The 22381-nt window shown below is 29.4% G+C and carries 24 protein-coding genes; 20 read left to right on the top strand and 4 right to left on the bottom strand.

Annotated elements, in window-relative coordinates:
* The first annotated feature begins 41 nt into the window (after positions 1–41).
* The 15 genes from rpsL (at position 42) to BG_RS01835 (ending at position 11590) form a co-directional block, all read left to right on the top strand.
* Complete coding sequence (gene rpsL, locus BG_RS01890) at positions 42–416, top strand: 30S ribosomal protein S12 (protein ID WP_002656492.1); 375 nt, start codon at positions 42–44, stop codon at positions 414–416.
* Between the two features lie 24 nt (positions 417–440).
* Positions 441–914, top strand: coding sequence for a 30S ribosomal protein S7 (gene rpsG, locus BG_RS01885; RefSeq protein ID WP_011193713.1), 474 nt, complete (start codon positions 441–443; stop codon positions 912–914).
* 101 nt (positions 915–1015) lie between these two features.
* On the top strand, positions 1016–2041 hold the full coding sequence (gene bmpD / locus BG_RS01880; RefSeq protein ID WP_011193712.1) for a nucleoside ABC transporter substrate-binding protein BmpD: 1026 nt from the start codon (positions 1016–1018) through the stop codon (positions 2039–2041).
* A 322-nt stretch (positions 2042–2363) separates the two neighbouring features.
* Positions 2364–3425, top strand: coding sequence for a nucleoside ABC transporter substrate-binding protein BmpC (gene bmpC / locus BG_RS01875; protein ID WP_011193711.1), 1062 nt, complete (start codon positions 2364–2366; stop codon positions 3423–3425).
* A 40-nt stretch (positions 3426–3465) separates the two neighbouring features.
* Complete coding sequence (gene bmpA, locus BG_RS01870) at positions 3466–4479, top strand: nucleoside ABC transporter substrate-binding protein BmpA (RefSeq protein WP_011193710.1); 1014 nt, start codon at positions 3466–3468, stop codon at positions 4477–4479.
* Between the two features lie 129 nt (positions 4480–4608).
* Entirely contained in the window at positions 4609–4755 is a 147-nt protein-coding gene (locus BG_RS04935; RefSeq protein WP_269976829.1) for a hypothetical protein, read from the top strand.
* A gap of 3 nt (positions 4756–4758) precedes the next feature.
* Positions 4759–4989, top strand: a complete 231-nt coding sequence (locus tag BG_RS04930) for a BMP family ABC transporter substrate-binding protein (protein ID WP_275540919.1) — start codon at positions 4759–4761, stop codon at positions 4987–4989.
* Between the two features lie 32 nt (positions 4990–5021).
* Complete coding sequence (locus BG_RS04925) at positions 5022–5159, top strand: hypothetical protein (RefSeq protein ID WP_269976828.1); 138 nt, start codon at positions 5022–5024, stop codon at positions 5157–5159.
* Entirely contained in the window at positions 5160–5303 is a 144-nt protein-coding gene (locus BG_RS04920) for a BMP family ABC transporter substrate-binding protein (RefSeq protein ID WP_269976827.1), read from the top strand.
* A gap of 40 nt (positions 5304–5343) precedes the next feature.
* Positions 5344–6357, top strand: coding sequence for a nucleoside ABC transporter substrate-binding protein BmpA (gene bmpA, locus BG_RS01860; protein ID WP_011193709.1), 1014 nt, complete (start codon positions 5344–5346; stop codon positions 6355–6357).
* 96 nt (positions 6358–6453) lie between these two features.
* Positions 6454–7479 (top strand): nucleoside ABC transporter substrate-binding protein BmpB, encoded by a 1026-nt coding sequence (bmpB, locus tag BG_RS01855; RefSeq protein WP_011193708.1) that lies wholly within the window; start codon positions 6454–6456, stop codon positions 7477–7479.
* 112 nt (positions 7480–7591) lie between these two features.
* A complete protein-coding gene (locus BG_RS01850) occupies positions 7592–9016 on the top strand; it encodes an MGH1-like glycoside hydrolase domain-containing protein (protein ID WP_011193707.1) in 1425 nt (474 codons plus the stop codon).
* 53 nt (positions 9017–9069) lie between these two features.
* Complete coding sequence (gene mgtE, locus BG_RS01845; protein ID WP_011193706.1) at positions 9070–10434, top strand: magnesium transporter; 1365 nt, start codon at positions 9070–9072, stop codon at positions 10432–10434.
* Positions 10435–10484: 50 nt separating this feature from the next.
* Positions 10485–10904: an HIT family protein gene (locus tag BG_RS01840; protein ID WP_011193705.1), complete on the top strand. Its 420-nt coding sequence runs from the start codon at positions 10485–10487 to the stop codon at positions 10902–10904.
* 26 nt (positions 10905–10930) lie between these two features.
* Positions 10931–11590, top strand: a complete 660-nt coding sequence (locus BG_RS01835; protein WP_011193704.1) for a hypothetical protein — start codon at positions 10931–10933, stop codon at positions 11588–11590.
* Between the two features lie 10 nt (positions 11591–11600).
* On the opposite strand, the gene BG_RS01830 is transcribed toward BG_RS01835, so the two are convergent.
* Genes BG_RS01830 through pdeB form a run of 4 tightly spaced genes read right to left on the bottom strand, consistent with a single transcriptional unit; the run spans position 11601 to position 15118 of the window.
* Positions 11601–12074, bottom strand: a complete 474-nt coding sequence (locus BG_RS01830) for an S-ribosylhomocysteine lyase (protein WP_011193703.1) — start codon at positions 12072–12074, stop codon at positions 11601–11603.
* Entirely contained in the window at positions 12071–13249 is a 1179-nt protein-coding gene (metK, locus tag BG_RS01825; protein ID WP_011193702.1) for a methionine adenosyltransferase, read from the bottom strand. The genes BG_RS01830 and metK overlap by 4 nt, the downstream gene beginning before the upstream one ends.
* Positions 13246–13959, bottom strand: a complete 714-nt coding sequence (locus BG_RS01820) for a 5'-methylthioadenosine/adenosylhomocysteine nucleosidase (protein ID WP_011193701.1) — start codon at positions 13957–13959, stop codon at positions 13246–13248. Before BG_RS01820 ends, metK begins: the two co-directional genes overlap by 4 nt.
* A 22-nt stretch (positions 13960–13981) precedes the next feature.
* Positions 13982–15118 (bottom strand): cyclic di-GMP phosphodiesterase PdeB, encoded by a 1137-nt coding sequence (gene pdeB, locus BG_RS01815; protein WP_011193700.1) that lies wholly within the window; start codon positions 15116–15118, stop codon positions 13982–13984.
* 125 nt (positions 15119–15243) lie between these two features.
* Here pdeB and BG_RS01810 point away from each other — a divergent pair, with 125 nt between their 5' ends.
* Genes BG_RS01810 through BG_RS01790 form a run of 5 tightly spaced genes read left to right on the top strand, consistent with a single transcriptional unit; the run spans position 15244 to position 22370 of the window.
* A complete protein-coding gene (locus tag BG_RS01810) occupies positions 15244–16011 on the top strand; it encodes a hypothetical protein (RefSeq protein WP_011193699.1) in 768 nt (255 codons plus the stop codon).
* 12 nt (positions 16012–16023) lie between these two features.
* Positions 16024–17496 carry a glutamate--tRNA ligase gene (gene gltX, locus BG_RS01805; protein ID WP_011193698.1) on the top strand — a complete coding sequence of 491 codons (1473 nt, stop codon included), beginning with the start codon at positions 16024–16026 and terminating at the stop codon, positions 17494–17496.
* A gap of 17 nt (positions 17497–17513) precedes the next feature.
* Positions 17514–18851 carry a glycine--tRNA ligase gene (locus BG_RS01800; RefSeq protein ID WP_011193697.1) on the top strand — a complete coding sequence of 446 codons (1338 nt, stop codon included), beginning with the start codon at positions 17514–17516 and terminating at the stop codon, positions 18849–18851.
* Positions 18848–20065: a tyrosine--tRNA ligase gene (tyrS, locus tag BG_RS01795; protein ID WP_011193696.1), complete on the top strand. Its 1218-nt coding sequence runs from the start codon at positions 18848–18850 to the stop codon at positions 20063–20065. The genes BG_RS01800 and tyrS overlap by 4 nt, the downstream gene beginning before the upstream one ends.
* 10 nt (positions 20066–20075) lie before the next feature.
* Positions 20076–22370, top strand: a complete 2295-nt coding sequence (locus BG_RS01790; RefSeq protein ID WP_044007882.1) for an AAA family ATPase — start codon at positions 20076–20078, stop codon at positions 22368–22370.
* Positions 22371–22381: the final 11 nt, after the last annotated feature.

Here is a 22381-nt window from a genome sequence, read left to right as displayed (position 1 = left end):
TACCATTTTATTAATAATTTCTAAAAGGAGAGCGTTGATAAATGCCTACAATTAATCAGTTAATTAGAAAGCCTAGAAAAAGTCAAACGGAGAAGACCGCATCTCCTGCGCTTCAAAATTGTCCTCAAAGAAGAGGAATTTGTACGCGTGTAATGACTGTAACTCCTAAAAAGCCTAATTCAGCTTTAAGAAAAGTAGCGCGTGTTAGACTTTCAAATGGATTTGAAGTAACAGCATATATTCCAGGAATTGGCCATAATTTGCAAGAACATTCTGTGGTTCTTATTAGAGGTGGTCGAGTTAAAGATTTGCCTGGAGTAAGATACCATATTGTTAGAGGAGCCAAGGATACTCTTGGTGTTAATAATAGGAAAAAGGGTAGATCTAAGTATGGGACAAAAAAACCTAAAGCTTAACTGAAAGGTGGATTAATATTAAATATGTCAAGAAAAAATAAAAAAATCAAAAAGAAAATTTTCATTGATACCAGATATAATTCTAGAATTGTTGCAAAGTTTGCAAACAGAATGATGTATGATGGAAAAAAATCAATAAGTGAGAGTATACTTTATAGTTCGATTGATTTGCTTGCTGATAAGCTTGAAGATAGTGATAAGATGGCTGTTTTTTATAAAGCTTTAGATAATATTAAGCCATTAGTAGAAGTAAGAAGTAGGCGAGTAGGTGGCGCTACATATCAAGTTCCTGTTGAAGTTAGAGAAGAGAGAAGAGAGGCTTTAGCTATGAAGTGGATTATTTTTGCTGCTAGAAAGTCTAGTGGTAGATCCATGAAGGAAAAGTTGTCAAACGAACTTTTAAATGCATATAATTCTACTGGAGCTGCTTTTAAGAAGAAAGAAGATACTCATAGAATGGCTGAGGCAAATAAAGCTTTTACTCATTATAGATGGTAAAAAAGACACCCTTTAAGGTGTCTTTTTTTTGTTTATATATTGTGGTATCACTAAGGATTATTTTTTTTATATTTATTTTATTAAAAGTAAGGGGGTATTTTGTGTTAAATAAAGTTTATTGCTTTATTGTTTTTTTATTTATTATTGCTTGTTCTGGTTCTGATGATGTTAAGTTAGAGTCAAAAACAGTTTCGCTTATAGTTGATGGCGCTTTTGATGATAAAGGATTTAATGAAAGTTCTTCTAAGGCGATAAGAAAATTAAAAACAGATTTTAATATTAATATAATTGAAAAAGCATCTACGGGTAATTCTCATTTAGGAGATATTGCGACTCTGGAAGATGGTAATTCAAATTTGATTTGGGGAATTGGATTTAGATTGTCTGATGTTCTTTTGCAAAGAGCCAGCGAAAATATTTCTATTAATTATGCAATTATGGAGGGTGTTTATAATGAAATTCAAATGCCCAAAAATCTTCTTAATATTAGTTTTAGATCCGAAGAGGTGGCTTTTTTAGCTGGATATTTTGCTTCAAAGACTTCTAAAACGGGTAAGATTGGATTTATTGGAGGAGTGAAGGGAAAAGTTTTAGAATCTTTTATGTATGGATACGAAGCTGGTGCTAAGTATGCAAATTCTACTATTAAAGTGATCTCTCAATATGTCGGCACATTTGGGGATTTCGGACTTGGTCGCTCAACAGCATCTAATATGTATCGTGATGGGGTTGATATTGTATTTGCAGCTGCAGGACTTTCTGGTATAGGGGTGATTGAGGCCGCAAAAGAACTGGGGCCCGATCATTATATTATTGGAGTCGATCAAGATCAATCATATCTTGCTCCTAATAACGTTCTTGTTTCTGCTGTAAAGAAAGTTGATTCATTAATGTATAGTTTAACAAAAAAGTATTTAGAAACTGGAATTTGGGATGGGGGGAAAAACATATTTTTTGGGCTTAAAGAAGATGGACTTGGTTTAGTTTTAAATGAAAACTTAAAATCAAATTATTCTGAAATTTATAATAAATCATTGGAAATTGGGCAAAGTATAATGGAGGGTATAATAAAAGTGCCTTATGACAAGGCATCTTATGATAACTTTGTTTTGCAAATAGCAAATTAACTTGATTTTTATGGAGTTGGCCTTTAAAAAATGTTTTTAGTTTTTTGAAGAGATTTTAAAGAGTTTTTTAATTGTTGTAAGTTTAATTTAGATTAATCTTGCAAAAGGGTTTAAATTTAGATATTATGGTGATGTAGGAAAAATAATTTTTCTTATCACCATGTTTTTATTAATGCTAAAAGTATTTTTTATTTTTAAAAGGTTTATTGAGATTTTTGTTTTATAAATAAAGAGTATTACTTGTTAGTAAAATAAAGTTAATATTTTAATTTTTAAAAAATTCTAAATTTTTTAAATAAATTTTGCAAGGGGAGGATTAATTTTGTTTAAAAGGTTTGTTTTTATTGCTTTATCTTTATTAGTATTGGCTTGTTTTAAATCTAATAAAAAGTCTGTTAAATCTGACAAAGTTATTATAGGTGTTTTGGCTAATGGTAGCTTTTATGATAAAGGCTATAATCAAAGTGTTTATGATGGCGTTGTAAAGCTTAAAGATGATTTTGGAATAAAACTTATAACTAAATCTTTGAGGCCTTACCCCATTGAGGGTAAAAGACTTCTTACTGTTAATGAGGCAATGGCAGAGGATGCTTATGAGGTACAAAAAAATCCTTTAAATCTTTTCTGGTTGGCTGGATACCAATTTTCCAGTTTATCGGTTAAGCTTTCTTATGAACGGCCAGATATTTATTATGGGATTATAGATGCTTTTGATTATGGTGATATTCAAGTTCCTAAGAATTCCTTGGCTATTAAGTTCAGAAATGAAGAGGCTGCATTTTTAGCTGGGTATATTGCTGCCAAGATGAGTAGAAAGGAAAAGATTGGATTTTTAACAGGTCCTGAAAGTGAGTATTTGAATGATTTTAAGTTTGGTTTTAAGGCTGGAATTTTTTATGCTAATCCTAAATTAAGATTAGTTTCAAAAAAAGCACCCTCTCTTTTTGATAAAGAGAAAGGCAAAGAAATGGCTCGGTTTATGTATAAAGAGGATAAAGTAGGTGTTATTTTCCCAATAGCAGGTATAACTGGTCTTGGAGTTTATGACGCTGCTAAGGAACTTGGGCCCAAATATTATGTTATTGGTTTAAATCAAGATCAATCATATATTGCACCTCAAAATGTTATTACTTCAGTACTTAAGGATATTGGCAAGGTTATTTATTCTGTTTCATCAGATTATATTAAAAATGGAGTTTTTAAAGGTGGAGTTGTTATTGATCGAGGGTTAAAAGAAGGAGTAATAGAAATTGTTAAGGATCCTGATGTTTTAAATAATAGGTTAGTTAATGAAGTTGTTGAGCTAGAAAATAAAATAATAAGTGGAGAAATTATTGTTCCTGATAGTGAATATGCATTTGATTTGTTTAAATCAAAGTTATAAACTACTTAGGTATAACTTTATTTAGAAAGGGGAATAGTTTATGAATAAATTATTATTGTTAATTTTGTTTGAATGTATTATTTTCTTATCTTGTAGTGGTAAGGGTAGTCTTGAGAGTGGAATTCCCAAGGTATCTGTAATAGTTAATGGAACTTTTGATGATAAATCTTTTAATGAGAGTGCTTTAAATGGCATAAAAAAAGTTAAAGAGGAATTTAAGATTGAGCTTGTTTTAAAAGAATCTTCAACAAATTCTTATTTATCTGATCTTGAAGGGCTTAAAGATGCGGGTTCAAATTTAATTTGGCTTATTGGATATAGATTTAGTGATGTAGCCAAGGCTGTTTCTTTGCAGAATCCCGAGATTAAATATGCAATTATTGATCCTGTTTATTCTGAGGAACCTATTCCTACAAATTTAGTAGGTATGACTTTTAGAGCTCAAGAAGGTGCGTTTTTAACAGGCTATATTGCTGCAAAAGTTTCTAAAACCGGTAAAATTGGATTTTTAGGGGGAATAGAGGGTGAAATAGTAGATGCTTTCAGGTATGGGTATGAGGCTGGTGCTAAGTATGCCAATAAAGATATAAAGATATCTGCTCATTATATTGGTAGTTTTAATGACGTTGAAGCCGGTAGAAGTGTTGCAACTAAAATGTATTCGGATGGGATAGATATTATTCATCATGCTGCAAGTCTTGGAGGAATTGGGGCTATTGAGGTTGCAAAAGAACTTGGTTCTGGGCATTATATTATTGGAGTTGATGAGGATCAATCATATCTTGCTCCGAATAATATAATCACATCTGCAACTAAAGATGTTGGGAGATCTTTAAATATTTTTACATCTAACTATTTAAAAACTAATACTTTCGAAGGTGGAAGGTTAATAAATTATGGCCTTAAAGAAGGAGTTGTAGGATTTGTAAAAAATCCCAAGATGATTCCGTTTGAACTTGAAAAAGAAATTGATAATCTTTCTAGTAAAATAATCAATCAAGAAATTATTGTTCCATATAATAAAGAAAGTTATGAAAAATTTCTTAAAGAATGAATTTATTTAAATAAAGAATCAATTTATATGTTTTATTTTTCAGTATAAAAAACATATTAGTTTTGTTTAAATGATGGAAATGGAGAAGCGTTCTATATTAGGATTGTAATTTTTATATTCGGCATTTTATTGACTTCTTGCTTCAGTGGGAATGAAATAGAATCTGGCTCAAGTAAAATTAAGACATCTATGTTGGTAAATGGTGTTCTTGATGATAAATCTTTTAATTCTAGTGCCAATAGGGCTTTATTGCGTTTGGAAAAAGATTTTTCATAAAATATTGAAAAAGTTTTTTCTAGTGCTACCTTTGGTGTTTATTCTAGTTATGTTTCAGATTTTGATAATTTAAAAATGAATGGTTCAGACTTGATTTGGCTTGTAGGGTATATGCTTACGGACGCTTCTTTATCGGTTTCATTAGAGAATCCAAAAATTAGCTATGGAATAATAGATCCTGTTTATAGTGATAATGTTCGGATTCTTAAAAAATTTGATTGGTTTTGTTTTTAGAATAGAGCAAGGCTCTTTTTTAGCTGGCTATATTGCAAGCTAAAAAAAGTGTTTCTGAGAAAATAGGTTTTATAGGGGGAGTTAAGGGTGGTATAGTAGATGTATTATATTTGGTTGCTAGCGAATATAATAAAAATAATAATACTTGGGAAGGTGGAAAAATTATTTAAATGGGATTAAGAAATGGTGTTGTTGGCTTATCTAATGTGAATAAATTTGAATACATAAAAGTCATTGAAAGAAAAATAGTTAATGAAGAAATTATTGTTTCTGATAGTGAATATGCATTTGATTTATTTAAATCAAAGTTATAAACTACTTAGGTATAACTTCATTTAGAAAGGGGGACAATTTATGAATAAATTATTATTGTTAATTTTGTTTGAATGTATTATTTTTTTATCTTGTAGTGGTAAGGGTAGTCTTGAGAGTGAAATTCCCAAGGTATCTTTAATAATTGATGGAACTTTTGATGATAAATCTTTTAATGAGAGTGCTTTAAATGGTATAAAAAAAGTTAAAGAGGAATTTAAGATTGAGCCTGTTTTAAAAGAATCTTCAACAAATTCTTATTTATCTGATCTTGAAGGGCTTAAAGATACGGGTTCAAATTTAATTTGGCTTATTGGGTATAAATTTAGTGATGTAGCCAAGTCTGTTTCTTTGCAGAATCCCGAGATTAAATATGCAATTATTGATCCTGTTTATTCTGACGAACCTATTCCTGCAAATTTAGTAGGCATGACTTTTAGATCTCAAGAAGGTGCGTTTTTAACAGGCTATATTGCTGCAAAAGTTTCTAAAACCGGTAAAATTGGATTTTTAGGGGGAATAGAGGGTGAAATAGTAGATGCTTTCAGGTATGGGTATGAGGCTGGTGCTAAGTATGCCAATAAAGATATAAAGATATCTGCTTATTATATTGGTAGTTTTGCTGACCTTGAAGCTGGTAGAAGTGTTGCAACTAAAATGTATTCTGATGGGATAGATATTATTCATCATGCTGCAGGTCTTGGGGGAATTGGGGCTATTGAGGTTGCAAAAGAACTTGGTTCTGGGCATTATATTATTGGAGTTGATGGGGATCAATCATATCTTGCTCCGAATAATATAATCACATCTGCAACTAAAGATGTTGGGAGATCTTTAAATATTTTTACATCTAACTATTTAAAAACTAATACTTTCGAAGGTGGAAGGTTAATAAATTATGGTCTTAAAGAAGGAGTTGTAGGATTTATAAAAAATCCCAAAATGATTCCGTTTGAACTTGAAAAAGAAATTGATAATCTTTCTAGCAAAATAATCAATCAAGAAATTATTGTTCCATATAATAAAGAAAGTTATGAAAAATTTATTAAAGAATGAATTCCTTTAAATAAAGGATCAATTTATATGTTTTGTTTTTAAGGCTAAAAAACACATTGGTTTTGTTTAAATGATGGAAATGGAGAAGCGTTCTATATGAGGATTGTAATTTTTATACTCGGAATTTTGTTGACTTCTTGCTTCGCTGGGAATGAAATAGAATCTGGCTCAAGTAAAATTAAGATATCTATGTTGGTAGATGGTGTTCTTGATGACAAATCTTTTAATTCTAGTGCCAATAGGGCTTTATTGCGCTTAGAAGAAGATTTTCCAGAAAATATTGAAAAAGTTTTTTCTAGTGCTGCCTCTGGGGTTTATTCTAGTTATGTTTCAGATCTTGATAATTTAAAAATGAATGGTTCAGACTTGATTTGGCTTGTAGGGTATATGCTTACGGACGCTTCTTTATCGGTTTCATTAGAGAATCCAAAAATTAGCTATGGAATAATAGATCCTGTTTATAGCGATGATGTTCAGATTCCTAAAAATTTGATTGGTGTTGTTTTTAGAATAGAACAAGGTGCTTTTTTAGCTGGCTATATTGCAGCTAAAAAAAGCGTTTCTGGGAAAATAGGTTTTATAGGGGGAGTGAAGGGTGATATAGTAGATGCATTTCGTTATGGCTATGAAGCTGGTGCAAAGTATGCTGATAAAGGCATAGAGATTGTAAGTGAATATTCCAATTCTTTTTCTGATGTTAATATTGGTAGAGCCATAGCTAATAAAATGTATGCTAAAGGTATAGATATAATTCATTTTGCAGCTGGTTTAGCAGGAATTGGTGTTATTGAGGCAGCAAAAGAACTTGGTGATGGTTACTATGTTATTGGAGCTGATCAAGATCAGTCTCATCTTGCTCCTAGGAATTTTATTACTTCTGTTATAAAAAACGTTGGCGATGCATTATATTTGGTTACTAGCGAATATCTTAAAAATAATAATACTTGGGAAGGTGGGAAAATTATTCAAATGGGATTAAGAGATGGTGTTGTTGGCTTATCTAATGCGAATAAATTTGAATACATAAAAGTTATTGAAAGAAAAATAGTTAATGAAGAGATTATTGTTCCTTATAATCATGAAGGATATGAAATTTTTATAAAACAAATATTAAAGTTATAGACTTTTCAGATAAAAAGATTTTAATTTTCTAGTTTTTAATTTTTTAATTATGTTGTATTTATTGTGTTATAATAAATAGAAGTAGATTTCTATTGTTTTAGAGGATTTTGCATTGAATAAAAAAATGTTTCCTAAAATTTACTATTATGATCAAGACTTTATTGATATTTATAATAAAAGTTTATCTTGGATTCAAGATAAGGTTATTTTACAAAAAGTTGCTGATAAGGGTAAAAAAGATAAAAATTATTATTCGGAGAATTGTAATTATATAGATCAGATGCAAGCTTGTATGGCAAGCTTTTTTCTTGTTTATAGTAATGGGGAATATTCATCTACATCTGCCATTGATAAATTTTATCAACTACAGGAAGAATCTGGTGCAATCAGAGCTAGATATGACAATGACAATGCTATTATTGATCTTGATGAGAATGAAGAGAATATTGGATTTCCTATTTTTGCATGGGCTGAATATAATTTATATCATAAAACAGGAAATAAAAAGAGAATTTCTGAAGTTTTGCCAATTCTTGATAAGTATTATAAGTGGATAGAGAGCAAATTTTTAAAGGAAAATGGTCTTTATTCAATTGATGTAAATAAAATTTTTTATAAAAACTCTCCAAGGGTGGGTGCATACTATCCCATAGATTTTAATTCATTACAAGTTCATAGTGCATATTGTATTTCTAAATTAGCGGATATTTTAAATGATAAAAATTTATCACTTGAATACAAAAAACGATTTTTTTCTCTTAAGGTCAAAATTAATTCTTTAATGTGGAGTGAAAAAGATGGATTTTATTATGATCTTGATGTTAATGAAAATATTCTTGAAATCAAGACAATAGTAGGGTTTTTTCCAATGCTTTCCGAGATTCCTAGTGAGGACAGAATAGAAAGAATGATTTTTTATTTAAAAAGCACTAATCATTTTGGAACTCCAAATCCTTTTCCAACTCTTTCTGTTAGTGAGCCGGGTTTTAGTGAGGATGGCAATGGATATCATGGATCAGTTTATACCTATATGAATTTTTTTGTGATCAAAGGCCTTGAATATTGTGGTCGTGCAAATATTGCAAGAGAATTTACTATAAGACATTTATATTATATATTAGACACTTTAATGCCATTTAATAAAATCAAAGGGCATATTTGGGAAGCTTATAAGCCCATGCAAGAAGGACCTGCATATTTTGATTCCAATAAAAAAACTTATACTGAGAAAGACCTTATTTGCTATCTTGCTCTTTTTAGCATTAGTTTAATGATAGAAAATATTATTGGACTTACAATTAGTTTGCCCGATAAAACTGTATATTGGAACATACCCACTCTTGAGATTATGGGGATAGAAAGCTTATCTCTTAAAAAGAATCAAACTACAATAATTTGTAATAAAGGAAAAAGAGGTTGGGAAATAAAAATGGAATCTGAAAAACTTTATTATTTTACAATAAACATATTAAATAAAAAAGAGAAAACCCTTCCTATTCCTTCGGGAAGATGTTCTATGTTGTTAGATAAGCTTTGATGAATTGGATTCATTAAATGTCTTGTAAAATTTAAATTTTTGGAGGCCTTTTAATGATAGATATTGATGAATTGAGAATTTTTCTTAAGGAAAGGAGTTATTCTAAAATTAAAGAAAAATTTTTAAAGCACGATTCCTTTGATATTGCTGAGGCTCTTAAAAGACTTAATGGATCTGAATTGATTTTACTCTACAGATTTTTGCCCAAAAAAATAGCAGTTGAAACTTTTTCTAATTTTGACCAATCTACAAAAAATAAATTAGCAAATTCTTTTACAAATAAAGAAATAAGTGAAATGATTGATGAACTTAATCTTGATGACGTTATTGATCTTTTAGAAGAGGTTCCTGCAAATGTTGTTCAGAGATTTTTAGCAAGTTCTACAGAAGAGAATAGAGAAATTATTAATAAATTTTTGTCTTACAGTGATGATTCTGCGGGGTCGATTGTAACAATTGAGTATGTTGAACTTAAAGAAGATTTCACCGTTGGTGAATCTCTTGACTATATTAGAAGGGTAGCTAAAACCAAAGAAGATATTTACACTTATTATATTACAGATGATGAAAAGCATTTAAAAGGAGTTATAAAAATTGAAGATTTAATATTAGCTAAAGATGATGTCATCCTGTCATCAATAATGAGAAGTAGTGGATTTTATATTGTGGGGGTTAATGATGAGAAAGAAGATGTTGCACTTCTTTTTCAAAAATATGATATTACTAGTGTTCCTGTTGTTGACAATGAAGGGAGAATGATAGGTGTTATTATTATTGATGATATTTTAGAGGTTATTCAATCTGTAAATACTGAAGATTTTCAAATGATCGCGGCTGTTAAACCTTTAGATACATCTTATCTTGATACTTCTATTTTAGTTATGACAAAAAATAGGATAATTTGGCTTTTGGTTCTTATGGTATCTTCTACTTTTACAGCGACAATCATTTTAAATTATCAAAATTTAATGTTATCTTTAGTGGTTTTGGCTAGTTTTATTCCCCTTTTAATGGATACCTCAGGTAATGCTGGTTCTCAGGCATCTGCTTTAATAATTCGTGAGCTTGCTCTTGGCACTGTTAAGGTAAAAGATTTTTTTAAAGTTTTTTTAAAGGAAATATGTGTTAGTATTCTAGTAGGAGTAATTCTTGCTAGTGTTAATTTTTTAAGAATTATATTTTTTGTAGCTCCGCATCATGCTGATAAACTGAAAATAGCATTTGTAGTTTCAGCTTGCTTAATGGTAAGCTTGACAGTAGCAAAGATATTGGGGGGTCTTTTACCCATTGTTGCTAAAATTTTCAAGCTAGATCCAGCACTTATGGCAGGTCCTTTGATCACTACTATTGCAGATGCTATTACTTTGATAGCTTATTTTAATATAGCAAAATGGGTTTTGGTTAGTTATGCTGTTTAAATCCCATTTAAATATGTTAATTGTTACTTTTTTCTAATGGGGTGTTTTTAATGTATGATTGCATTTTTTGTAAAATAGTAAACAAAGAGCTTCCTAGTTATAAAGTTTATGAAGACGATTTAGTTTTAGCATTTTTAGATGTTAATCCTTTAACTGTTGGGCATACTCTTGTTATTCCTAAAGAACATAGTGAGAATTTATTGAATATGGATGATAAATTTAACGAGAGAGTTTTAAGAGTGTGTAAAAAAATTTCGAATGCTTTAAAGAGAATGAATTCAAGCATTTATGGTGGAATAAATATTTACTCTTCCTTAGGGGCTGGTGCAGGGCAAGAGATTTTCCATACCCATTTCCATGTAATCCCAAGATTTAAAAATGATGGTTTTGGTTTTAAGAGAGGCAATAAAATTAATCTTGAAGTTGAAAAATTTAAAGAGTTGTCTATACAAATAAGTATGAATATTTAATTTTATTTTGCCAAAAAGGATTCTTTATGAGAAGAAGCTTTTTTTATTTTTTTTTAATGCTTAATGCATTAAGGCTTTATTCAGGAATTCCTGGTTATCTTAATGTATACAATGGAATTGGGGTTGGTGTTGATAATTTTACTCAAGATTTATTCTTCTATGAAAGACTTAAGTATCAATTTTTCAGCGGACTTGGTATTAATGTTTCTCAAAATTTTGCATTTGGTGGAGAATTTAATTTAGATATTAAATTTTTGCCAAGCCATACTCTTTACACCAAAGAGATTATGTTTATGTTGGACAATCAAGCATATTTGAAGCACTCTCTAAATTATTTCATAGTAAAAGATGTTTCAGCCTCGATGAGAATGTATGGTAATTATTTCTTTTTACCTTATACCCCAATGTTTAGTTTAATCTTTTTTGCAGGTTTAAAATTTTCATACATTGGTGCAAAAGTTTATTTTAGAGATTCACGTGGTTCGGTATTATTTGATAATATTGTTTTGGGAGTAGACATTGGAGCTAGAATTAATATAGATTTTATTTTTTTGGAATATACAATTTCTCCAATTTTTTATAACAAACTTTTACTTTTAAATCAAATGCATAAAATAACTTTAGGCTTTATTTTTCAGCTTGACGTAGCAACAAAAAATGACAGCGAGATACTTTCTATTTTGTAAATTTTATGAACTAGGGATATTTTAAATTTTCTTCTTTAATATTGTTTAATATTTGTAAGTATTTAGAAGATTCATATTTAGCCATATCAAGGTTATGATCTTTGTAATTCCCGCATTCTTTATGGCTTGCGCCTGGAATGGGCTCTGAAAAGTTCACAATTTCGGAAAAAAGCCATGATATTAAGTCAATAAGATCTTTGCTTTCATAGTTTCCAAAAATTATTAAATAAAAACCAGTTCTGCACCCCATGGGACCAAAATATACTATTTTTTCGGTCCAAACTTCATTATTTCTAAGTAAAGTAGCTCCTATATGCTCTATTGTATGTATTGCTGCGTTTTCAATTATTGGTTCAATGTTGGGAGCTTTGATTCTAATGTCTATTGTAGTAAATATTACATTTTCAAAGGTGTCTTTTCTTGAGACATATATGCCGGGGTTTAATTTTGTATGATCTATTGTAAAGCTTGTTATTTTTTTCATTTTTTTAGCACCGTTTGTATTTTTTTTACAAAATCTAATTTTTCCCATTCAAATTCATTCTTTCCCAACTGACCATACGTACAAGTTTTAAGATATATGGGTTGTTTTAGTTTTAATTTTTCAATTATACCGTTGGGAGTTAAATCGAAGTTATTGACAATGAAATTTAATATTTTATTTGCATATTTGGGATCATTGATTCCTGAAGTTATTTGAATAGATATTGGATTTTCAATTCCAATTGCATATGCAAGTTGTAGTTCGAATTCTTTAGAAATGCCGGCTGCCACCATATTTTTTGCTATATATCTTGCCATGTAGGCGGCTGATCTGTCTACTTTTGTGGCATCTTTGCCGCTATATGCTCCTCCTCCATGCCTTGCAAATCCTCCATAGCTATCGGCAATAATTTTTCTTCCTGTAAGACCTGTGTCTCCGGTAGGTCCTCCAATTACAAAATTTCCAGAAGGATTAATACAATAAGTAGTATTTTCATCAATTATTGACTTGTCTTGAATGGTGGGCTTAATAATTTCTTCAATTATTGGTTCTCTTATTAGTTTTTGGGAGATATTTGGATGATGTTGGTGAGAGACTATAATATTTTTGATTTTTACAGGCCTTCTGTTTTTATCGTATTCTATAGTAACTTGAGATTTTGAGTCGGGTCTCAACCATTCTATTGCTCCTGATTTTCTAAGATTGCTAGCTTTTTTTAAAATTGAATTGGCAAGTTCATAAGGAGCAGGTAAAAAATTTTTTGTTTCATCGCAAGCATATCCAAATATTATTCCCTGATCACCTGCTCCAAGAGCATTAGATCCTTTTTTTTTAATTGCGTTTATAATGTCCTGCGACTGATTGCCAATGGCGTCTATTACCGTTATTGTTTTGTAATCAAGCCCATAATCAATATTTGTATAGCCTATATCTTTAATGATTTTTTTAGCAATTTCTTTTATATCTAAGGTTTTTTTAACAGGACTATTTATTTCTCCTGCTATTACTACTAAATTTTGTGTAATTATGACTTCGCAAGCTACTTTTGCATTTTTATCTACTTTTAGTATTTCATCAAGGATTGCATCAGAGATTTGATCTGCAATTTTATCTGGATGTCCTTCAGATACAGCCTCAGAAGTTAAAGTTTGGTTAGCTGCTAGTATTTTATTCATATTAGCCTAATAAGTTCCTTTGTCATTTTGCTTGAATTTATTGATGATGTTTTTAAAAATTTATTAAAGTCTATATGGTTGTCTTTATTGTTTGGTAAATCAGAAATTGAACGAATTATTATAAATGGTATTTTGAATATGTATGCCACTTGAGCTATTGCAGCCCCTTCCATATCTACAGCTAAAGCATCTTTGAAATTTTTTTTAATTGTCTCAAGACTTTTTTCATTATCAACAAATCGATCACCTGTTAGTATTAAGCCAATATGGATATCAATGTTTAAAAGCTTATTCTCAACAATATTTACCACTTTTTTTAATAGCTCTTCATCCGCTTTAAACTTTTGTGGCAAATTAGGGACTTGTCCTATTTTATGTCCAAACTTGGTTAGGTCAAAGTCATAGTATGCTGTTTCTGAGGACACTATGATATCTAATATTTTAAGATTAGAGTTTTCTTTTATTCCACCAGAACTTCCAGAGTTTATTATATGAGTAATTTTGTATTTAGATATAATTTGATTGCTCCAAGTCGCTGCGTTAACCTTTCCAATTCCTGTAGTTAAAGATATTACATCTTTTCCTAAAATTTTTCCTTTATAAATTTTTTTATTTTCTAAGTAGTGGTTTAATAAGACTTCTTCTCTGTCATCAATCATTTTGTTTATTTCTTCTGCTTCTTCTTGCATAGCTGATATGATTAAAATCATGTTTTTTCTCCTTTTAAGTATCTTATATACTATCTGCTAAAGAATGTTTATTTTTAATTAATTCTATTTCATCTTGATTGAGTATTTTTTTTATTCCTGTGTTTGTGTTTGGTATAGACTGAACGCTAGGCTCATTTTTGTCTACAACTTTTCCATTTTTTATTATGTAGTTTACGTATGGGAGATTTGGGTTCGAATCATCTATATCTACTATTTTGGCTATAGAATTGTCATTAAGCTCTACAATAAAGTCTAAAGGGCAAGAAGATATTGCATTGATTATTAACTTTAAAACTCTTTTGTCAAATTTTTTGTCAGCATCTTTAATTAATTCAATAATAGATGCCCCAGAATTAAAAGATTTTTTGTATGCCTTATCTAAAATGATAGCAGAATAGGCGCTAGCAGCGCCTATTATATTTGACTCTATGCTTATATTTTCACTTGTTAGTCCTTTAGGATAACCTGTTCCGTCTAGATTTTCTTTATGTGTTAAAAGCGTCAAACATATTGATCGTGACAAATTGCTTGTTGAAGCTACTTTATAACTAATTATGGGATATTTTTGTATTATTTCTAGTTCTTTATCAGTTAATGTTTCTTTTTTTTCGCTGATTTTTGAGGGGATAAATAGAAATCCTATTTTATGTAAAAGAGCAATACTACAAAGCTCTACTGTTTTGTAGTTATTTAGTCCCATTTCATTGCCAAGGGCTACTGTTAAGATAGCTGTATTTACTGAATGAATAATGTGATAGTTCGCAGAAAGCTTAGGAATTCTAAAATATTTAATAAAAATTTTTTTCTGTTTTTTATAAAATTCTATTACTTTTTTTACAGTAGGCATAATGTCTTGGTAGTAAATTTTTTTATTTCTTTTGCAATTTTCATAAATTTCTTCTAAATTGCTTATTATTACATGGTAACTAGAAATAGCCTCTTCGTTGAATTTTTTGTGTATTTCTTCATATTCTCTTTTAACAGAATCATCGCTAAAAAAATTTGTTCTTTCTTTAATGTATGATTTTAGCTTCCATTTTTCAATAAGCTCAATGTTTTTGTCTCCAATAAATGCATTCTCAGGCCAAACCAAGAATTCCTTGTCTATTAAATACGATGAATTTTTTATATTTTTGATAATGCTTTCAAAATTTTGCATTTATTCCCTTGAAATTAAGCTCTATTAACCATGTATATCATATTATTTATTAATTGTCTATCTATTAGTATAATGTACTTATTATATCTCAATTTTTGAATTAAGCTTTTTTTGAAGAGATTTTTATGGTAGAAAAAATACGCTTAGGCTTTAATATTATATTTCTTGGATTATTTATTTATTTTCTGGCAATTTTAAGATTTCAAATGAACTTAAGCTTCATTTTATTTAATTACCAGTTTATTGTAATTTATTTTTTACTAGTGATTGTTTTTAATATTATTTACTCTCAACATTTTTCTTCAAGATTGTATTTTATTTTAAATGGGATGGAAGATACATTTACTTTTTTAAAGCTTAAAATGGTTCGCAAAAAGCTTAAAAGTGTTTTTGAAATATCTATTCTTCTTAGGTTTATTTTAATAAAACAAGATAAAAAAAGCCTTGATGAGCTTTATTTTTATTTAAAAGATAATAGATTAAGGCATAAGACAATAATAGAGCTTTATTCTGTTCTCATTAGCTTTAGGGAAAAAGAAAAGGCTTCTAGTTTAATTTTGAATTACAAGTGGAGTAGAAATAAGTGGGTGAAATATTGCGAGGCTCTTAGTATGTTGTCATTTGAAGAGCATTTAAAGCTAAAAGAGTTAGTAAATTTTTTAGATAAGTTTTTTTTAAAAAATGATATTTTTACTATTTATTTCTATTATTTGTTGCGAAAATCGAGTATGTCTTTTGATTTGCTTGAAAGTAGGAAAATTGAGATTAGAGATCGATATTATAAATTTAAAAATAGGATAGATTCTAAGCATACAAAGCTACTTAGTTCAAATTTATTTTTTGTTGTTTTTTATTATATTTATGATTTTTCTAAAAAAGATGTTTTTTATTGAAGGAGTTGTGTTTTGAGTATAAGAGTTCGTTATGCGCCTTCTCCAACGGGCTTGCAACATATTGGCGGGATTAGAACGGCTTTGTTTAATTATTTTTTTGCAAAGTCTTGTGGGGGTAAATTTTTACTTAGAATTGAGGATACAGATCAGAGCAGATATTTTCCAGAAGCTGAAAATGATCTTTATTCAAGCCTTAAATGGCTTGGTATTTCTTTTGATGAAGGTCCTATTGTAGGGGGTGATTATGCACCTTATGTTCAGTCTCAAAGAAGTGCAATATATAAAAAATATGCTAAATATTTAATTGAATCTGGACATGCTTATTATTGCTATTGCAGTCCTGAAAGGTTGGAAAGAATTAAGAAAATTCAAAATATTAATAAGATGCCACCTGGATATGATAGGCATTGTAGAAATTTAAGTGATGATGAAGTTGAGAATGCACTAATTAAAAAAATCAACCCTGTTGTTAGATTTAAAATTCCTTTAGAAGGAGAGACCAGCTTTGATGATATTTTGCTTGGAAAGATTACATGGTCGAATAAAGACATTAGTCCTGATCCTGTAATTCTCAAGTCAGATGGATTGCCGACTTACCATCTTGCGAATGTTGTTGATGATTATTTAATGAAAATTACCCATGTATTAAGGTCTCAAGAATGGGTTTCTTCAGGCCCATTGCACATACTTCTTTATAAGGCTTTTGAATGGAAGTCGCCTATTTATTGTCATCTTCCAATGGTTATGGGAAATGATGGTCAAAAATTAAGCAAAAGACATGGATCAACAGCTTTAAGGCAGTTTATTGAAGATGGATATCTTCCGGAAGCTATTATTAATTATGTTACTTTGCTTGGTTGGTCTTACGATGATAAGAGAGAATTTTTTTCAAAAAATGACCTTGAGCAATTTTTTTCAATTGAAAAGATCAATAAATCTTCTGCAATTTTTGATTATCATAAGTTAGATTTTTTCAATAGTTACTATATTAAAGAAAAAAAAGATGAAGATTTATATAATCTTTTACTCCCTTTTTTTCAAAAAAAAGGGTATGTTTCCGAGCTTATTACTTTAGAAGAGAGTCAAAAATTAAAATTATTAATCCCTCTTATAAAGAATAGAATTAAAAAACTAAGTGATGCTTTAAATATGACCAAATTTTTTTATGAGGACATTAAATCTTGGAATTTAGATGAGTTTTTAAATAGAAAAAAAACAGCTAAAGAGGTTTGTTATATTTTAGAATTAACAAAGCCTATTTTAGAAGGATTTGAAAAAAGATCATCAGAGGAAAATGATAAAATTTTTTATGATTTTGCTGAAAACAATGGTTTTAAATTGGGAGAAATTCTTCTTCCTATTAGAATTGCAGCACTTGGCAGCAAAGTCTCTCCGCCGCTTTTTGATTCTTTAAAATTGATAGGTAAGTCTAAGGTTTTTAAAAGAATAAAATTGGCACAGGAATTTTTAAGAATAAATGAATAACTATTAAGGATATTTTTATGGTTAGAATGGAAGATATTATTTCTCTTGCTAAAAGAAAAGGTTTTGTATTTCAGTCTTCAGAGGTTTATGGAGGTCTTTCGGGAGCTTGGGATTATGGTCCTTTGGGGGTTGAGCTTAAAAAAAATATAAAAAGCGAGTGGTGGAAGAGCATGGTGTACTTACATGAAAATATTGTAGGTTTAGATAGTGCTATTTTTATGCGACCTGAAATTTGGAGAGCATCTGGTCATATTGATGGTTTTTCAGACTCTATGGTTGATTGCAAAGATTGTAAAAGTAGATTTAGAGCCGATTTTATTGATTTGTCAAAAAATTGTCCAAATTGTAAAGTTGGAAACAATTTTACTTCTCCGAGAAGTTTTAATTTAATGTTTAAGACCCATATTGGAGTAGTTGAGGATAGCTCTAGTGAGATTTATTTAAGACCCGAGACAGCACAAGGAATTTTTGTTAATTTTAGGAATGTTTTGGATTCTTCAAGGCTTAAGATTCCTTTTGGAATTGCTCAAGTAGGTAAAGCGTTTAGGAATGAGATAGTTACTAAAAATTTTATATTTAGAACTTGTGAGTTTGAGCAAATGGAAATGCAGTTTTTTGTTCATCCCAAGCAAATAGATGAATGGTTTTGTTATTGGCAACAAAATAGAATGAATTTTTTTATAGAAACTCTTAAAATTAGACCCGATAAATTAAGATTTAAAGCTCATGATTCAACACAACTTGCTCATTATGCAAAATCTGCATTTGATATTGAGTATGAATTTCCGTTTGGATTTCAGGAAGTAGAAGGTATTCACAATAGAGGCAATTATGATTTAACTCAGCATTCTAAATTTTCTAACAATCCTAAAATATTTGAGTATCATGATTTGTTAACAAAAGAGAGATATGTGCCTCATGTTATTGAAACTTCTGCTGGACTTACAAGATCTGTTTTAATGACCCTTTGCAACGCTTATTCTGAAGAAGAACTCTCAGATGGAGATAAGCGTATTGTTTTGCGATTACACCCTAAGTTGGCTCCTTATAAAATTGCTATATTTCCTCTTGTTAAAAAAGTTGAGCTTGTTGAGATTGCTAGAAGGATTTATATAGAGCTTTGTGATGATTTTCATATATTCTACGATGATAGTGGAACAATAGGCAAAAGGTATAGACGTCAAGATGAAATAGGAACCCCTTATTGTGTAACAGTAGACTACAGCACTATTGAGGATGAAACAGTTACCGTTAGAGAAAGAAATAATATGACTCAGAAAAGAATTTTTATTAATGATTTATATTCATACATTAAAACAGAGATTTTAAATTACAAAGAGGATTTTAATAAGTGAATCTTGCTTTAAACCTTTTATATAAGCGCGGATTTTTAAAGCAATGCACATCTTTAAAAGTTTTAAGTGATTTAATGGATAGAGAAAAAATAGTTTTTTATGCAGGAGTTGATACAACATCTAGTTCTCTTCATATTGGTCATTTGATTCCTTTTTTGGCTATGATGCATCTTAGACAACATGGTCATATGCCAATTGTTTTGATTGGAGATTCTACAACAAAAATAGGCGATCCTTCCGGAAAAAGCGAGATGAGAAAGATTTTGTCTTCAGAAGTGATTAATAATAATGCTTTGTCAATAAAAAATCAACTTCAAAAAATAACGAGGTTTAGTTCAAGCTGTTTTATTCATAATTCAAATTGGTTAGATAATCTTAATTATATTGAATTTTTAAGAGATATTGGCATTCATTTTTCTGTTAATCGTATGTTAAGCTTTGAAACTTATAAAAGAAGACTAGATTTTGGACTTTCATTTATTGAGTTTAATTATCAGCTTTTGCAGTCTTATGATTATTATATGCTTAATAAAATTAAAAATTGTAAACTTCAAATTGGTGGAGATGATCAATGGGGGAATATTGTATCGGGTGTTGACTTGATTAGAAGAAAAATGGGAGTAGAAGCTTTTGGACTTACGTTTCCATTAATTACAAGAAGTGATGGGAAAAAGATGGGCAAATCAGAAAAAGGTGCTGTTTATCTTGATTCTAGTCTTTACAGTATTTATGATTTTTATCAGTATTTTAGAAATACTTCAGATTCTGATGTGAAAACTTTTTTATACCTTTTTACTTTTTTAGAAGAAGATGAGATCGAATCAATTTCAAATTTTAAGGGAAATTCTTTAAATAAGGCTAAAGAGATTTTAGCTTTTGAGATAACTAAAATTGTTCATGGAGAAGTGGAAGCCTTGAAAGTTCAAGAAGCATCCTTTGCTGCATTTAGGGGTAGTGGAGATAGAAGTAATATTCCATTTTTTAAATTTAGCTTTTCTGGCTTAGAAGAAGAGATATTGTTGATTGATTTAATGCTTGATTCAAAAATTGTGCCTAGCAAGTCAGAGGGTAGAAGATTGATTAATTCTGGGGGGGTGTATATCAATGGCAAAAGGGTAGAAAATCAGAACCATTGTATTACTAGAGAGGATTTTAATAACAATGAAATTGAATTACGAGTAGGTAAGAAAAAATTTTTACGAATTGTTTTATAGTTAATTTTGAATGTATGACAGAAGAGCTTTAAATTGTTTGTTTTTTAACACGTTTTTGTTTTTCATAAAGTCTAAGCATCTTGTTTTTACAGAAGAGCACATTTTTTATGGGTTGATTAAAAGTGATAAAATTAAAGAACTGCTTAATTTTTGTACAATTGACTTTTATAAGCTTAATAAACAGCTAGAAGAATTTTTTAGTAAACTTCCCTTAAGAGACAATTATATTCCCGATTATGTTTCTAGTATGGATTATTTGTATGACGACATAATCAGTGTTCTTTTTGTTTATAAAAAGCCTTATAAAATACAAGAAAAAGATTTATTGTGGGTGCTTGTCAAAAAAAGAAAAAATAGCATTTTAGATGCGTTAATTAACTCAGGCTTTAATTTAACTATTTTTGACAAACTTATTGAAGTTCATGATTATTTGGCTGTAAATACTAAATCCGATTCAGGTTATGATATTGAATTAATTGCAGAATATATTCACAACAATGTGCCAAAAAGTAAAGGAGGCTTTAATATTTTTAATGATAATCGTGATAAGTTGAATCAAAATAATACTTTCTTAGAAAAGAATGACTCTATCGGCAATTTTTTAACAAACATTATTGATGCTTTGGATTTAAAGCACAATCCTTTAATTGGTAGAAAGCGAGAATTATCTCGGTTAATCCAGGTAATACTTAGGAAGCATAAAAGTAACCCTATTTTATTTGGAGAGCCTGGCGTTGGAAAAACAGTGTTAATCCAAGGTCTTGCATATAAAATAAAAATAGAGAATGTCCCAAGGGATTTAATAGGATATGAAATCTATTCTCTTGATATTGGTAGGCTTATTTCGGGTACTAAATATAGGGGAGATCTTGAGAGTAGGATTAATAGGGTTTTAGATTTTTTAAACTCAAGAAAAAAAGTTATGCTTTTTATTGATGAGATCCATATGATAGTAGGGGCGGGCGCTACTTCATTTGGTAGTATGGATATTTCTAATTTATTGAAGCCTATTTTGACTTTAGGAAAAATCAAATTTATTGGAGCTACCACAGAATATGAATATAGAAAATTTTTTTTAAAAGATAAGGCTTTAATGAGGAGGTTTCAGAGTATAGAGCTCAAAGAGCCTGATTTTGACGACACTTATAATATTTTGCAGGAGATTAAGAAAGATTATGAGAGATATCATAATGTGGAATATACAGACGAAGCAATAAGAGCCTGCATTATTATGTCTCAAAAATATATTAAAGATAGATTTCTTCCAGACAAAGCTTTTGATATTTTAGATGAACTAGGTTCTAAGTTTAAGCTTGAAAACAGAAGAAGAGTCATAACAAAAGATGATGTTTGTGACCTGATTAAGTCTGTTGTTGGCTCTAATATTTTTAATTTTGAAGAGTATGATAGTGAGTTGTTAATTAATTTAGAGAATAGAATAAAAAAAGAACTTATTATACATGATAGTTTAGTATTTGATTTGATACTAAATATAAAACTATTAAAATTTAATTTACTTGCCAACAGAAGTACTATTGGCATATTTGCCTTTATTGGTCCTTCTGGAGCGGGAAAATGCAAATTGACGGATATTTTATCAGAAGAGCTTGGAATTCAAAAATTTAGTCTTAATATGGGCGAGTATGGCGATTTTAATTCTCTTGATAGGTTGCTTGGACCTGTTTTAAGTAATGAAGGGTATTATGAATCTACTAGATTTTTTAATTTTTTGAACAAATCTTCTAATTCTATTATTTTTCTATCAGATTTTGATAAATGTAATAAAAGGATTTTAGATTTTTTTTTGGAAGGATTTAAAACAGGCAAGCTTTTTGATGGTCTTGGGAAAAAGGCAAGTTTATCAGAAAGTTTAATAGTAATAAGTATTAATGCTGAGAGTAATGAGCTTAATAGTATTGGCTTTAAAAATAAAATGACAGGGGAAAATGATTTTAATCTTATATTAGAGAAGAGATTTCCTAATGAATTTTTAGAGTTAATAGATTATGTTCTTTTATTTAAATCTATTGATGAGTTGGATTTTGAAAAAATTGTTTTTAATGAGCTTAATCGTTTTGCTAGGATATTGAGAGATAGAAAATTTGATGTTTTTTTTGAGAAAAGTGTTATTGATTATATTCGGGAAAAGATTTATGGAAAGGGTTATGGATTAAAAAGTATTAAAAAGTTTATATTCAAAGAAGTGGGAAAGCTTTTAATAGATGAAATTCTTTTTAAGAAAATTGAAAATTCTGGTAAAATAAAAATCTATTTAGATAAAACAATAAAATATGAGTTTTTATAAGGTTATAGGGA

The organism is Borreliella bavariensis PBi, from assembly GCF_000196215.1.
GTDB lineage: Bacteria > Spirochaetota > Spirochaetia > Borreliales > Borreliaceae > Borreliella > Borreliella garinii.
Note: the sequence above shows the minus strand (reverse complement) of the source record. Positions and strands in the feature narration are given on the sequence as shown.